8 protein-coding genes and 1 tRNA gene are annotated in these 14,159 nt (G+C 40.7%); 4 read left to right on the forward strand and 5 right to left on the reverse strand.

Going from position 1 to position 14,159, the window contains the following annotated elements; genetic code table 11:
• Positions 1 to 512 precede the first annotated feature (512 nt).
• Positions 513 to 4,481, forward strand: coding sequence for a glycosyltransferase (locus tag AHMF7605_RS25870; RefSeq protein WP_106932845.1), 3,969 nt, complete (start codon positions 513 to 515; stop codon positions 4,479 to 4,481).
• 164 nt (positions 4,482 to 4,645) lie between these two features.
• The gene (locus AHMF7605_RS25875) at positions 4,646 to 5,911 is read left to right on the forward strand and encodes a glycoside hydrolase family 2 TIM barrel-domain containing protein (RefSeq protein WP_158267620.1); all 1,266 of its coding nucleotides are present in this window, start codon (positions 4,646 to 4,648) and stop codon (positions 5,909 to 5,911) included.
• Between the two features lie 143 nt (positions 5,912 to 6,054).
• Here the strand turns inward: AHMF7605_RS25875 and hemW are convergent, their stop codons facing one another.
• Positions 6,055 to 7,185, reverse strand: coding sequence for a radical SAM family heme chaperone HemW (gene hemW / locus AHMF7605_RS25880; RefSeq protein WP_106932847.1), 1,131 nt, complete (start codon positions 7,183 to 7,185; stop codon positions 6,055 to 6,057).
• A gap of 172 nt (positions 7,186 to 7,357) precedes the next feature.
• Between hemW and AHMF7605_RS25885 the strand changes: the two genes are divergently transcribed.
• Together AHMF7605_RS25885 and AHMF7605_RS25890 are read left to right on the forward strand one after the other, a co-directional pair.
• Positions 7,358 to 9,109 carry a BamA/TamA family outer membrane protein gene (locus AHMF7605_RS25885; protein ID WP_106932848.1) on the forward strand — a complete coding sequence of 584 codons (1,752 nt, stop codon included), beginning with the start codon at positions 7,358 to 7,360 and terminating at the stop codon, positions 9,107 to 9,109.
• Between the two features lie 112 nt (positions 9,110 to 9,221).
• A tRNA-Met gene (locus AHMF7605_RS25890) sits at positions 9,222 to 9,294 on the forward strand.
• 87 nt (positions 9,295 to 9,381) lie between these two features.
• On the opposite strand, the gene AHMF7605_RS25895 is transcribed toward AHMF7605_RS25890, so the two are convergent.
• From AHMF7605_RS25895 to tilS, 4 genes are all read right to left on the reverse strand, one after another.
• The gene (locus AHMF7605_RS25895; RefSeq protein ID WP_106932849.1) at positions 9,382 to 10,602 is read right to left on the reverse strand and encodes an exonuclease SbcCD subunit D C-terminal domain-containing protein; all 1,221 of its coding nucleotides are present in this window, start codon (positions 10,600 to 10,602) and stop codon (positions 9,382 to 9,384) included.
• Positions 10,603 to 10,747: 145 nt separating this feature from the next.
• Positions 10,748 to 11,161 (reverse strand): response regulator, encoded by a 414-nt coding sequence (locus AHMF7605_RS25900; RefSeq protein ID WP_106932850.1) that lies wholly within the window; start codon positions 11,159 to 11,161, stop codon positions 10,748 to 10,750.
• A gap of 457 nt (positions 11,162 to 11,618) precedes the next feature.
• Positions 11,619 to 12,560 carry a malate dehydrogenase gene (gene mdh / locus AHMF7605_RS25905; protein ID WP_106932851.1) on the reverse strand — a complete coding sequence of 314 codons (942 nt, stop codon included), beginning with the start codon at positions 12,558 to 12,560 and terminating at the stop codon, positions 11,619 to 11,621.
• 249 nt (positions 12,561 to 12,809) lie between these two features.
• Positions 12,810 to 14,132, reverse strand: coding sequence for a tRNA lysidine(34) synthetase TilS (gene tilS / locus AHMF7605_RS25910; RefSeq protein ID WP_106932852.1), 1,323 nt, complete (start codon positions 14,130 to 14,132; stop codon positions 12,810 to 12,812).
• Positions 14,133 to 14,159: the final 27 nt, after the last annotated feature.

Consider the following 14,159-nt stretch of genomic DNA (forward strand, 5'->3'; position numbering starts at 1 on the left):
TTTTAGCAAGTATATTAAGATAAGATCGAATGTGTATTTTATCTTTTTGGTTGAGAGAACGAAAATCACACAACAGTAAGATTGAACATTTTCATTCTTGATGAGGTTAAGTGCAATAAACTTAATGGTGATATATTCTTGAATTATTCTTATAATAAATTTAAGGCTTTATTTGACCTACAGTGTCCTTGAACTAAGGTTATAATTTCCAAGATTAAATTGGAGAATAATGTAAGTTAATATGTGGCTAAGATAAATGGAATAGTATTTGAATATGCAAATATTAAATTTAAATAATATAAAAGAGAATGTACTTAATTATTACCTATTATGATATTTAGCCAAACAAGATAAAGACTTATATAAGCAACTTAGTTCTACTATTTTAATTGGACAAACCTTTAAATGCTTACTTTTTATTTTGCCGCTTAGTTATCATAGATTTTAATTTTTGCCCCATCTCATTTGTATAAGAATCTAAATTATAGGATATACTATTTACTCATTAAAAAATGGTTAATACCCAAGAGCCAGGTGTCACTCGTACCCAGGCCGCAAACATTGTGGGCGTGAAAACTCCTAAGCGCAAAGAGTTGTTCATTCTTAAAGTTCTCCTTATTGCCGGCCTCATTAGCCTGGTCGTATTTGCGCGGTGGTTGTTGCAGGAGGAGCATAGCGGATATTTTCCCCTTTATTTTTTATTGCTGCTTTCCTTAGGCTATAAAATGCTGCGAGTACTGCACGAATGGTACCATTACTGGGGCTTGAAAATTACGCCGCGGCCTCAGCCTACCCGTATCTGGACCGTTGATATGCTGACTACGGCCGTGCCGGGGGAGCCCTTCGAGATGATTAAGCAGACCTTGGAAGCCATGAAAGCAGTGCGCTACCCGCATACAACGTATCTCTGCGATGAAGGAAACGATCCTGCGCTGATAGCGCTTTGTCAAGAGCTGGATGTGGTACATGTAACCCGGACAGTAAAAGTAAATGCAAAAGCGGGCAATATCAACAACGCATTGCAGCAGGCTACCGGAGAACTTTGCGTGATTATGGATCCCGACCATATTCCGGTGCCTTCTTATCTGGATGAAGTGGTAGCTTACTTCGAAGATCCGCAAGTAGGTTACGTACAAATGGTACAAGCTTACTACAATGCCGAAGAAAGCTTTTTTGCCCGCGGCGCGGCGCAACAAACGTATTTGTTTTACGGTCCGATGATGATGGGCATGAATGGTTACGGCACCGTGCAAGCTATTGGGGCGAATTGTACTTTCCGCCGGGCCGCTCTGGATTCTATTGGCGGGCATGCTCCTGGCCTCTCCGAAGATATGCATACGGCCATGCAGTTGCACGCCAAAGGCTGGAAATCGGTATATACACCGAAAATATTAACCCGCGGCCTGGTGCCTAACACGCTGGCTTCGTACTTTAAACAACAGATCAAGTGGTCGCGCGGCACCTTTGATTTATTAGCTCATGTATATCCCCGGTTATTCAAGAATTTTACCTGGCGCCAGAAGCTACATTACTTATTATTGCCCTTGCATTATGCCTTCGGTTTAATTGTGTTATTAGATATGCTCATTCCTGCTGCGGCTTTAGTAATGGGGCAGACTCCTTTATATATTGAATGGCACCAGTTTCTTTGGGTACTGCTTCCTTACTTAGGGCTAACTACCCTTATCCGGCAGTACGCCCAGCGCTGGTTGCTGGAAGACCACGAAAAAGGCTTTCACCTGACGGGAGGAATATTGTTGTTTGCCAGTTGGTGGGTATTTTCTTTAGGATTGATTTATACCATTTTAAACATTAAAGTACCCTACATTGCCACCCCAAAGAACGACGAAGACCGCAACAACTGGTCTTTAAGTATGCCTAATTTAATTGTAGGTGGGTTGAACGTAGCTGCCTTGGTATATGGGTTATCACGCGATTGGAGTCCTTATAGTTGGATGATGGGCAGTTATGTCGGACTAAATATTGTTTTATTGACGGTAGTTATTGCAGCCGCTCAGCCGGTATTACTCAAGCGGGTGAAAAAGTGGCTGCAACCTTTTTCTTTTATTCATTTGCTTTACCAGCCTTTTAAGATGCTGCGTCAGGTTATTTTGCCGGATACTTACCGTCTATTGCGCACGGGCGCACCTGTTTTAGCTATTCTTCTTTTCCTGACGTGTAATAGTTTTATTCTCTTTGACTACAATCCCAGCAAAGACTTAGAAGTACTCTACGGACCACAAACCAAAGACACGGGTGGTTTCTATACTGGTATGTATTTACCAACCAGTCAGCGAAATAATTTAGCTTCCGTTGATGCTTTGGAGAAAGATCTGGGAACAGACGTAAATATTGTTTCGGTTCATCAATCCTGGAAACCAGATAGCTTGTCTGCTTTTCCGCACTCTTTGTTCAACCGCCTTGCTCAACGGGGCGCTATTCCCCTGATTACTTGGAACCCACTTATTAGTAGCGCAACCGAAAGAGCAGAGAAAACAGGACCAAATATTTTAAAAGCTATTGCTGCCGGAAAATACGATTCCTATATCAAAGCTTATGCAGGCTATATTCAGCAATATAATTATCCAGTTTTCATTCAGTTTGCTCCCCAAGTAGATAACGAGGATAAATCGGGAAAGCTACACAATACGATTCACCCAGAAGTATTCAAAGCCGCTTACCGGCACGTTGTGGCTACTTTTGCTACCTCCGGTGTTAATAATGTAAGCTGGGTGTGGCATCCGGCTCAACCCGAAGATATTACTTCTTATTACCCAGGCGAGAATTATGTAGATTGGATAGGAGTAACGTGTTTAAACTACGGCAAGGCCGCTAAAGATGGCAAATGGCGCACCTTTGAAGAACTTTATAAACCTTACCGCAACGAGGTTCTGAAACTTAATAAGCCGGTTATGCTGACGGAGTTTGGTTCTACTAACTTCGGGGGCAACGGACAAGAATGGCTGGAATATTACTTGCCTTTGATTCCCAATTACTACCGGGAAATCCGCTCTTTAGTGTTTTACCAAACCAACCAGGATCAAAACTGGCCCACTACCTGGCGACCAGAATCCAAAGCTAAAGGAATAGATTGGACCATTAAAAATTCCACCCGGATAGCTAGAAATTACAAAAGAATAAGCCAAGAAGCATTTATCTGGCAAAAGCCCACGCTCGAACAGCGGGCTCTCCAACCGGCTTTGCTCAAAACTTTCCGGAAGAACCAAAAGCATTACTTAACGGGAACAGCGGGCCAGTATACGCTGCTGGTAAAAGGGCAACCTTTTTACGTGAAAGGAGTGGCTTACAACCCAGGACACGATTGGCGCGATGGCAATTATCCGCTTACCCGCCATCAGCTCGAACAAGATTTTTCTGCCATTAAAGCTATGGGAGCGAACACTATTCGCCGGTACAGTCCTAGTTTATACGATGATAATATTCTGACGATTGCTCAGGAGAAGGAGTTAAAAGTACTCTACGGTTTCTGGTTCGATCCAAAAGTAGATTATTATAAAGATACCCTAAAAGTAAAAAAATACCTGCAAAAGGTAGAAGAAATGGTAAGTAAGTTTAAGGGAGAGCCGGCGGTACTAGGCTGGTCGGTGGGCAATGAAACCAGCAGTTTGCTCAAAAAGCATTTCAGTCAGCCTTACCTAAGTTTGAACCGGCTGGCCTATATGCACATGGTTGAGCTCATGGCGGAACGTATTCACCAACTCGATCCTACCCGGCCCGTCTTCACTTCGCTGGAACATTCGCGCCAGCTGCCCGGTGAGTTGCTGGCGTTTGATCAACTGGTTCCAGGTGTAGATGTAGTAGGTATTAATTCGTATTATATCCAGCAAATCGGGCAATTACAAAAAATAGCTGCTCAGTTTAACCCGCATCGGCCTTACTTGGTTTCGGAGTTTGGCCCGAGTGGTTATTGGGATCCAGAATACACTTCTACCGATAAGAACAGTTTATTAATTGAAGAATCAAGCTCGCAGAAGACCGCTTTATACACGCAAGAGTGGAAAGAATTTATTTCTAAGCATCAAGGATACAATATTGGCGGAGTGGCTTTCTGTTGGCGCGACCGGTTTGAGGGCTCCGCTACCTGGTTTGGCTTAACGGATTTCCGTGGCCGCAAAAAACCTGTTTATTATGCCCTGCAAAATACGTGGACCAAGCAAGTTTTTGTTCCCCAACCAAAAATAGCAATTGTGGGTCCTTCGGGTTATCTGGTGCCCAAAACTTCTTTCGAATTTACTGTTATTGGAGCTGGAGCCACTTACCACAAAATAGAATGGCAATTATATAAAGACGATTATTTAGATAAAATGGAAGTTATAGAAAAAACAGAACAAGCCAATAAAATAATGATTACGCTTCCGGAGCCGACTGGAGAGTACCATTGCAATAAATACCGCTTGTATGTGTATGTATCAGATGGGAAAGGCAACGTGCTAACGGCTAGTAAATCCCTGGTGATGTAAAAGGTAGGTACATTTTAAAATAACAGTACTGTTCAATAACTTATTTCATGCAGCTTAAAAACATTTTACTTTTACTTCTATCCTGTTTAACCTTGCTGGCCTTAGTCCTGGTGGTTAGTAGTAGTCGAAAACCTCGCCTTCGGAAACATCTTAATTTCCACTACGTGGAAGTACGACAAGAGAATGCTCACTATCAATTGTATCGCAATGGTATTCCGTATTTTATCAAAGGGGCTTGTGTGTACAAGGACTTTCCTTTACTAAAAGAAAGCGGTGGTAATTCCATTCGCCTGTATAACGTTAACCCCGACAGTGCTTTAATGATCTTGGACCGGGCACAAAAAGAAGGGTTAACGGTTACCGTAGGTTTAAATATCACTCCTGCCGGAACCTTAGACTACAGTGATGAAAAAGCAGTTGCCGCTCAGTTAAAGAGAATCAGGCAAGATGTACTTAAACTTAAAAATCATCCGGCCTTGCTTATGTGGGGTATTGGTAATGAATTAAGTTTTAAATTAGAATTTAAGCACATCACCGAACATTACCGTTTGTGGACAGCAGTGAACGACATTGCCAAAATGATTCACGAACTGGACCCGGACCATCCTACTACCACTATGATTTCCTCTGATGCAAAACCTTTAGTGCTTATTAGCTTACTCTGCGATGAAATTGATATTTTATCTATTAACATATTCGATAAAATGTCAGAAGTATTAAAATTTACGATAGATTGGGCTTGGCGAGGACCTTATATGGCATCGGAATACGGCCCTCCGGGTTACTGGACTGCCGATCATACTGATTGGTATGCCAAAGTAGAATTAACCAGTTATGCTAAATCGCAAATTATTCGAAAACAATATCAAGAGCTGTTTGCCAATAAAAGTGAATGTTTGGGGTCTTACGCTTTTTTATGGAGTCAGAAACAAGAATATACAACTACTTGGTTTAGTTTATTTACCCAAACGGGCCAGCCAACGGAAATGATAGATGCTTTGCAATACAATTGGATGAACGAATGGCCAGTAAACCGTGCTCCTAGTATTGCTTCTCTTATCATTAATCGCCAAAAAAACTCCAAGAATACTTATTTACAAGGAACTCTTAAGAAGTTCAAAGCAATCATTACAGCTAAAGATTTTGAAAATGATAAACTACAGCTTAATTGGGAAGTACAAAAAGACAACGTAGAAATTTATTTTGATCCTACTCTGGCACAAAATAAACCTGAAATAATTGTTAAAGGCAGGTTAAACTATAAAACATTACAAGAGAATAGACTAAAAACCTCTTCCACAACTTGGCAAAATTATCAATTAGAGGTCCCTTCTCCTTCGCACGAAGGCCCTTATAGATTATTTATATATTTAACCGATGAACATAACAAAGTAGCTACGGGAAATGCTGCGTTTTACGTTACAAACTAAAAAATAAAGAAGATACTTTTTATGACTGAGTGCAGGAGCTATAAGCCAGGAGGAAGTTGCTTAACTATTTAAAAATTTTATTTAAACGCAAGTTGAGCCGTTTAAATAAAAATAATTTTAGGAAATAGAGTTAAACAGCGTAGCTACTCGGCAATAAATAAATCTAAAGTAATTTGGTCGGCTAATAATTTACCTTGGTTGGTTAAAGTAAGAGTATGATTTTTAATTTGACCCAACCCTTTTTGAATAACTTTGGCTAAGTAATCGCCGTGTAATAACTCCAAATCAAAGCCATATTTATCTTTTAACTTATCTAAATCACAGCCCCATATAGTTCGGAGCGTAGTCATCAGATATTCATTAGCTTGGTCAGCTGGGGTTAAAACCTCAGCGGTGGCAGGTATAGTATTTTGGGTAATGGCTGTTAAATACCGGCTATTACTCGCCACATTATATTGCCGCGAAGTACCGTTAAAAGAGTGGGCGCTCGGTCCTATGCCCAGATACGGAATCCCTTTCCAGTAATTGCTATTATGTCTGGATTCCCAGCCAAGCTTCGCAAAATTAGATATTTCGTATTGTTCGTAGCCATAAGTTTGCATCTGGGCCAGTAGCATTTCAAATTCGGTAGCTATAAATTCGTCTTCGCTGGGAATAAATTTGCCTTTTTTCGTCCAGGTTCCTAAAGCTGTTTTTGGCTCAATTGTTAACGCGTAAGCCGAAATATGCGAAACCTGCAGCGCAATAGCTTGGTCTAAATCTTTTGCCCAGATAAGATGATTGGGTGCCGGAATGCCATAGATTAAGTCTACGGTAATATTACAAAAACCCGCATCTTGCGCTAATTGTACCGAAGCTAAAGATTCAGCAGCCGAGTGGGCCCGGTTCATGAGCCGCAAGTGGGGTTCGTGAAAAGATTGCAGTCCGATACTCAAGCGATTTACCGGCGATTGTTTTAATTCTTTGATTTTAGCTGCGGTTAAATCGTCGGGGTTGGCTTCTAAAGTTATTTCAGCATTAGGAGCAATCTTAAAATATTGATGTAGAGTATTAAAAATGGCATCCAGTTCAAGGTTAGTTAACAAGGACGGCGTGCCGCCACCCAAATAAATTGTTTGCAGCTCCTGGCCAGATAAATAGTTTTGCTGTAGCTTAATTTCTTGACAAATAGCTTGTACTACTTCTTCTTTCCGGCGTAAAGAAGTGCTGAAATGAAAATCGCAGTAATGACAAGACTGCTTGCAGAAAGGAACATGAATGTAAATACCAGCCAATTTTATAGTAAATTTATTGTGTTTTTAAAATAGGAAACATTGCTTTTGTAAACTAAAAACAAACACCAGGATGGTATTGGTTTGATTTTTTCGGAACAATAGCTCAAATTTATAGTGTTACCCCAACATGCTCGCCGGTAATTAGTAATACTACTGGCTTTATATAAAGCAAATGTACAAAAATGTAACCGGCCTTTTATTCTTCTTACTATTCAGCTTTACCGCCTGGGCCCAGAAAGAAGTTACTTTAAGAATAAAATGTTCCGGCAAGGACCGGGAGATTTTACGCAAGTACGTGTATCCGTCCCGTTTTCCTGATTCACTGGTGGCCCGCCAAGGCATTATTAGTTTGATGCAGCAATTGCAGCACGATGGTTATTTAACGGCCTCTATTGATACTTTTTACTTTCAACAAGGTGTTTTGTATAGCCAGTTTTTTATTGGCGAAAAATACCAATGGGCTCAACTGCGAAACGGAAATGTAGAGGATAATTTATTAATACAGGCCGGGTACAAAGAGAAATTATACACTGGTAAACCATTTATACCGGCTGAATGGGTGAAATTACAGGAAGCTGTTCTCACCCAGGCTGAAAATAACGGGTACCCATTTGCCACTATCCGCCTGGATTCAATTGATATTGCCAATGATTACATTAATGCCTCCATTTTGGTGGAGAAAGGGCCAATCATATTGTTTGATTCGTTGCAGATTTCGGGTAGTACCAAAATTACGCAACGTTTTTTAAGCCGCTATTTACAAATTTACCCCGGCCAGTTGTATGACCAACAGAAGATAAATAATGTGCCGCGTTTACTTAAGCAATTATCTTACTTAGAAGTATTTCAACCGCCTTTGCTACAGTTTGGTCGGGAAAGGGCGCGATTATACTTATTTCTCAATGATAAAAAGGCAAATCAATTTGATGGAATTGTTGGGTTTCTGCCTGACCCTAATGGAAAAGAGCAAAAATTATTAGTTACGGGCGAAGTAAATTTAGACATTCGCAATTTAAAAGGCAGTGGTAAAGCCCTAGGTTTGCATTGGCGCAAGGTGCAGCGAGGTTCCCAGTTGCTAAATGCCAGTTATATTCATCCTAATTTGCTCGGCTCACCCATTGAATTGGGATTTACATTTAACTTGTATAAACAGGATACGGCTTTTATTACGCTAAAACCCCGGCTGCAATTTGGATTTAACACGCCGCGCGCCGGAAAAATTACTTTCTTCACCGAACTACAGAATTCGCGGCTTTTATTATCGTCGGTTGGTTTGCAGGAGCGCCGCGATTCTGTCCCGCTCGCTGATTTCAATTATCATGCTTACGGCATGCAGTACCTGCGCCAAACCCTCGATGATCTTTATTTCCCACGGAAAGGTTACCAGATTAGCGGCCAAGTGGCAATTGGTAATAAAAACATTAAGCGCAATCTCAACCGGGAAGCCAGTTATTACGATACTATTCGCTTGAAAACTACTCAAGTATCATTGGGGTTGCACAGCGAGTACTACATTAAACTAACCCGCCGGAGTGTAGTATTAACGCGTTTTAAAGGCGAAGTTCTGATTAACCCGCAGTTATTTTATAATGATTTATTTCGGTTAGGTGGTCTTACTACTCTGCGAGGTTTCCCGGAATATACTTTTTATGCCTCGCGCTATGCCGTAGGTACTTTAGAATACCGGCTGTTTACTGGCCCTAATTCATACGTGTTGCTTTTTTACGATCAAGGGTATTATCGCCGAAGCATTGGCAAAGATCAGGCACAGGAATATCCTTTTGGACTTGGCACCGGCATTAGTTTCAGTACCGGGGCTGGCATATTTCAGTTTATCTATTCAGTGGGGCAATCTAAGATCCTAAATCAGCCTATTAACCTTAACTACTCACGTATTCATTTTGGCCTTACCAGTAAGTTTTAAAAAAATAGTAAATAAAGTGCTTGAAGATAAATAAGTTAGCGCTAAGTTTTGGCAGAAAATAAGAATTATTTGGTTTTTTGAAATAGACCCACTACTTTTGTATTACAAACAGTGCGGGATGGAGCAGTTGGTAGCTCGTTGGGCTCATAACCCAAAGGTCACAGGTTCGAGTCCTGTTCCCGCTACCTAAAAGGTCTGACAGGTGAATAACTTGTCAGACCTTTTTATTTTAATATCTTCAGCTTCTCTTTTTGACTAAATTTTAAAGAAATTTAATCTGCTTGGGCCATTTTTTCCAGCAGCTCGTCGAATGTAGTGAGCAGGTCCGAGAAATCGGTATATGGGTAAATTGAGGAACATTTTTTTTGAAATACTTCTTTGGGATCCAATTCCTGTAGATTTACTAATTGATCAAACGAATCATCGTGAAGGGCAATAGGTAGTTTCAGGCGAATTTGGCGGGTAAAAACACGTTCCAGGTGCGGTAAATTTTCTGTAATTCGGGTGAGTTGATAATCTAAGTCGGCAATAAAGTTTTCTGTTTCTACTTGTACTTCTACCCAAGCCGGGTACAAAGAATTGTCCTTGCCTAAAGTAGTCAAGCGGTGAACTATAGCTTCTAAATCTCCTTTTAAGCGGATAAGCTTACGGCAACAAGGTACCTCTATTTCGGTAAGGTTCATTAATTGGCCCCCGGCAAAATCGAGCAGGAGCACTAATTTAGTATCTTCCACTTCGCTGAAAGAAAGCGGAATAGGAGAGCCGCTGTACCGGATATGCGGCATATTATTTACTACTTGGGGCCGATGCAAGTGCCCTAAAGCAATATAATCGAATTCAGCCGGAAACTGGTCGCCGCAAATCTGCCCCAAATTACCTACGTGTATTTCTTTTTCACTATCCGAAGCACTACTGCCCGCCGCGAATAAATGACCCATAGCTATAACAGGTATTTGCTGGGCTTTATAAGAAGCAATGTGACTCACTAATTGTTGGTAATGGGCACAAATTCCTTCTTTCAGGCGCGCTTCGCGCTCCGCATGGGTTTCGCCGGGTACGGAAAGGCGCACATCTTTATCCCGCAAAAAAGGAACTGCACATACTACTAATTCCGTTTCACCCGCTTCGTTTTTTATAGGGATAATTTGTTCGGTAAACTCAGCAGGAACGCCACCTACCACGTGAACCCGAAAATATTTTAACAGAGCTTGGGGAGCATTTAGCGTCGCAACCGAATCGTGATTACCGCCAATTATAATTACTTCGCGGCAATTAGTCGTCTGTAAAGCCCACAAAAAGTCGTAATACTGTTTTAAAGCTGTATTAGAAGGTGAGCCGGTATCAAATACATCGCCGGCAATAAGTAATACATTCACTTGCTGGTCGCGGATAAAGGCGAGGAGCCAATCTAGAAAATGCTGGTGTTCGTCTGTTCGTTCGCATTGTTCCAGCCGTTTACCTAAATGCCAATCAGAAGTATGTAAAATTTTCATGCGCCCCTGGAGCTACCGTTTCTGATAATGAAGATACAACGAAAATATAATTTACCTCTCAACTTAAACGGAGTATATTCTACCAACACCTTTTTCTGCTTGCAAAAAGGAGCCCTATTACCCTACGCGTCTTAAGGAAAATTACTTAATCTTCCGGAAAGTGCTTATATAAAATGTATTGTAAATTTTCTTCGGTAAGAGGTTTGCTCAGGTAAATTTCCACTTCAGCGTAACGTTGTAGTTGCTCAAAATCACGGGTGTTAGTAGAAGTAGTTAAAATAATTATGACGGAATGGTTATTTTCATCTGCCACTTCCCGGAAAGCTTCTAAAAACTCAAAGCCGTTCATTACGGGCATATTTATATCTAAGAGAATTAACTCCGGAAAAGGGTGATTGGCGGCTTTTTCTTGCTGCAAAAACTGTAAAGCTTCTTCGCCATTTAAAGTTACTTTAATGTTTCGGGTAACTTGCATTTCTTTTAACAGACGAGTGTTTAAGAAATTACTTATAGCATCATCATCAATCAGCAAAACCGAGTTCAGTACTGTCCGGGTCATCGTGTAGCTTTTATAGACTAAGCCGAAAAATTAACTTGTTCAATAGAATAAAGCAATAAACCTGGGAAATAGCTTCCAATCAATAGTATTCCAATTATGGTCTTAGGCTTAATTCTATTTAATGATTTATTTTTTTCGGCTAATTCAAGTAAATACGTTGTGGTAAAGGTAAAGGCACAATCTAGTTGTGCTGGTTATTTTATGATTAAAATTCGTTACAAAATATATTTATATATTCTTGGAGATAGTGACTGTACGTTTTCGTGCCAAAAAAGCTGCAAAATAGGCCGGCAGATTAATTAAGCAAGTGAAAATTAGCAGAAAAATAATTTAAGATACTTAGCGAAAGGTATAATTCGGAGCTACATCTAAAAATATTTTTTTTCTCTGACATGCATTTAAAACAAAAAGCACGACTAAAGTCATGCTTTTTGTTTTCAATAACGCGAAAATAGCATTACGATTTAGAAGCCGTCATACTATCTAATACTTCCATTACCTCGCGTACGTGCTTTTCAGAGTTGCGCAGTAAAGTCATTTCTTCGTCGTTCAGTTGTAATTCAATTACTTTTTCCACGCCTTTTTTACCTAATACTACCGGTACACCCAGGTAAGTGCCCGTAATACCATATTCGCCTTCCAGCTTAATGCAAACCGGGAAGATGCGTTTTTGATCCCGGGCAATGGCTTCTACCATTTGAGCTGCCGCGGAGCCAGGTGCATACCAGGCCGAGGTACCCATTAATTTTACCAGTTCGCCGCCCCCATTTTTAGTACGTTCAATAATAGCGTTTAAGGTAGCTTCCTCAATTAATTCGGTTACCGGAATACCGCCCACGGTTGTATAGCGCGGTAGGGGAACCATGGTATCGCCGTGACCACCTAGTAATACTGCCTGAATATCTTTAGGAGATACATTTAAAGCTTCGGCCAAGAAAGCCCGGTAACGGGCAGTATCTAAAATACCGGCCATTCCCATTACTTTGGTGCGAGGCAACTTAGCGGTTAAATGCGCCGCGTAAGTCATAACGTCTAATGGGTTAGATACCACGATAATAATAGCATTCGGCGAGTGCTGAATGACATTTTCCGTAACTGATTGTACAATGCCGGCGTTAGTTGAAATTAAGTCATCGCGGGTCATGCCCGGTTTACGAGGTAAGCCAGAAGTAATTACCACAATATCCGAATCGGCAGTGCGGGAGTAATCATTCGTGACACCCACCGTACGGGTATCGTACAGGTTTATGGGTGATTTTTGCCAAATGTCCAGCGCTTTACCTTCGGCAAAACCTTCTTTAATATCTACTAACACTACTTCATTGGCAATTTCGCGGTAAGCCAGCACATCGGCACAAGTAGCACCCACATTTCCGGCTCCTACAACAGTTACTTTCATGGTATAAACAGATTAAGATGGAACGGTTTAGATTTTAGAGGTCGTAAAATTATAAAAAAAGCGTAACGGAAAATGTTTTGTTAGATTTATTTCCGGGGAAAGTTTAGGTAAAATATAGTATTGTTTTATAAAATTGGATTGTCGAGTTTTATTTTTAGAAGAAAGGGAAATAATTTAATAGAAAAGAGTCACCAAAATGTTCGGCTTTATCCTTATACATTACCATTCTGTTAATCCTCAGATTAAACTTTACAATATTTTAATTTCCAGTACTTGTTCCGTTTTAGGAGTTACTTTAAACCGGTTGTCGAGCCGGTGGCCGATTACCCACATAATGGAATTTGCCGATAAGAGCACTTTGATGGTAGATTTTAGATTTACCGGTATTTTCTCGTCAATTAAAAAATCACTGATTTTCTTTTTGCCATTCATTCCCAGTGGTACAAACCAATCACCTTCTTTCCAGGGGCGGATTTTTAACGGAAATTGCAACAATCCGGCATCCAGAGCCGCTAATTTTTTATTAGAGTTAATTTTATAATGAAGAGCAGGTACAGAGTTAAGCCTTAGATGCAATTCGGGCATTATCCATTCCGTTTGACCGGCTCCTAATTCATAGCTGCCAAAAGCTTCCGTATCTTTAGAAGTAATTACCAGTTGGGCCCGGTCTTTCACCAGAGTATGCGTAGCGGATGAAAAGATTTTACCGGATTCTCCATTTAAAGCCGGTATAATCATTTGGGTTACCTCAAAAGTAAACGCGTAGGGCTGTAACAACTCAAATAAAATTAATGGCAGCGCTTCGGTATCCGGCAAAGCAGCAATATTTAAGTAAGAGATTCCGTTTTCTGAGCGGAGAGCTTGTTCCCTGATTTTCTGAACATGGTCACGCACAATTATTTCGGCTGCATTAATTTTTGCCGCGGTTTGTTGCATGGTGTGTTCCAGGTTAGGGTTGAGTTGCTTGAGTACCGGAATAACTTCGTGCCGGATTTTATTGCGCTGGTATAAGGTAGTTTCGTTCGAAGAATCTTCGCGCCAGATAAGTTGCTGGGCGGTTACATAATCGTAGATATCGTCTTTTTGCAGGCAAAGTAAGGGCCGGATGAGGGAGCCATTTTTAGGCGCAATGCCGTGTAAACCGGGTAAGCCCGTACCACGAGTAAGATTAAGTAAAATAGTTTCAACGGAATCGTTTTGGTGATGAGCAACGGCTATCAGGTCGTAACTATGTTGTTGGCGCAATTTCTCGAACCAGTTGTACCGTAAAGTACGAGCGGCCATTTGCGTAGAAATTTTTTCTTGGGTAGCAAAAGCTTTGGTATTAAACTGTTCACTGAAAAAAGGAACATTATATTTTTTGGCCAGTTTTCTTACAAAAAGCTCATCGGCATCCGATTCTTCGGCCCGTAAGCCAAAATTACAATGCGCTATAGCAAAATTTACTTTTAATTCAGATAAGATATCGCATAATACTACAGAGTCTATTCCGCCGCTTACCGCTGCTATAATTTTTTGGTTGGAGGCAAAGAGCTGATGTTGCTGCACAAAGGCTAAAACTTTCTGAACCATAAAAGACTAAAAGTAATTTTACTAATT

Origin of the sequence: Adhaeribacter arboris (genome assembly GCF_003023845.1) — a bacterium.
Classification (GTDB): Bacteria; Bacteroidota; Bacteroidia; order Cytophagales; family Hymenobacteraceae; genus Adhaeribacter; species Adhaeribacter arboris.

Coding starts and splice junctions, on each gene's coding strand:
- AHMF7605_RS25895 (WP_106932849.1), bottom strand. CDS start 10,602: ATGAAAATTTTACATACTTCTGATTGGCATTTAGGTAAACGGCTGGAA.
- AHMF7605_RS25900 (WP_106932850.1), bottom strand. CDS start 11,161: ATGACCCGGACAGTACTGAACTCGGTTTTGCTGATTGATGATGATGCT.
- AHMF7605_RS25870 (WP_106932845.1), top strand. CDS start 513: ATGGTTAATACCCAAGAGCCAGGTGTCACTCGTACCCAGGCCGCAAAC.
- mdh (WP_106932851.1), bottom strand. CDS start 12,560: ATGAAAGTAACTGTTGTAGGAGCCGGAAATGTGGGTGCTACTTGTGCC.
- AHMF7605_RS25885 (WP_106932848.1), top strand. CDS start 7,358: ATGTACAAAAATGTAACCGGCCTTTTATTCTTCTTACTATTCAGCTTT.
- tilS (WP_106932852.1), bottom strand. CDS start 14,132: ATGGTTCAGAAAGTTTTAGCCTTTGTGCAGCAACATCAGCTCTTTGCC.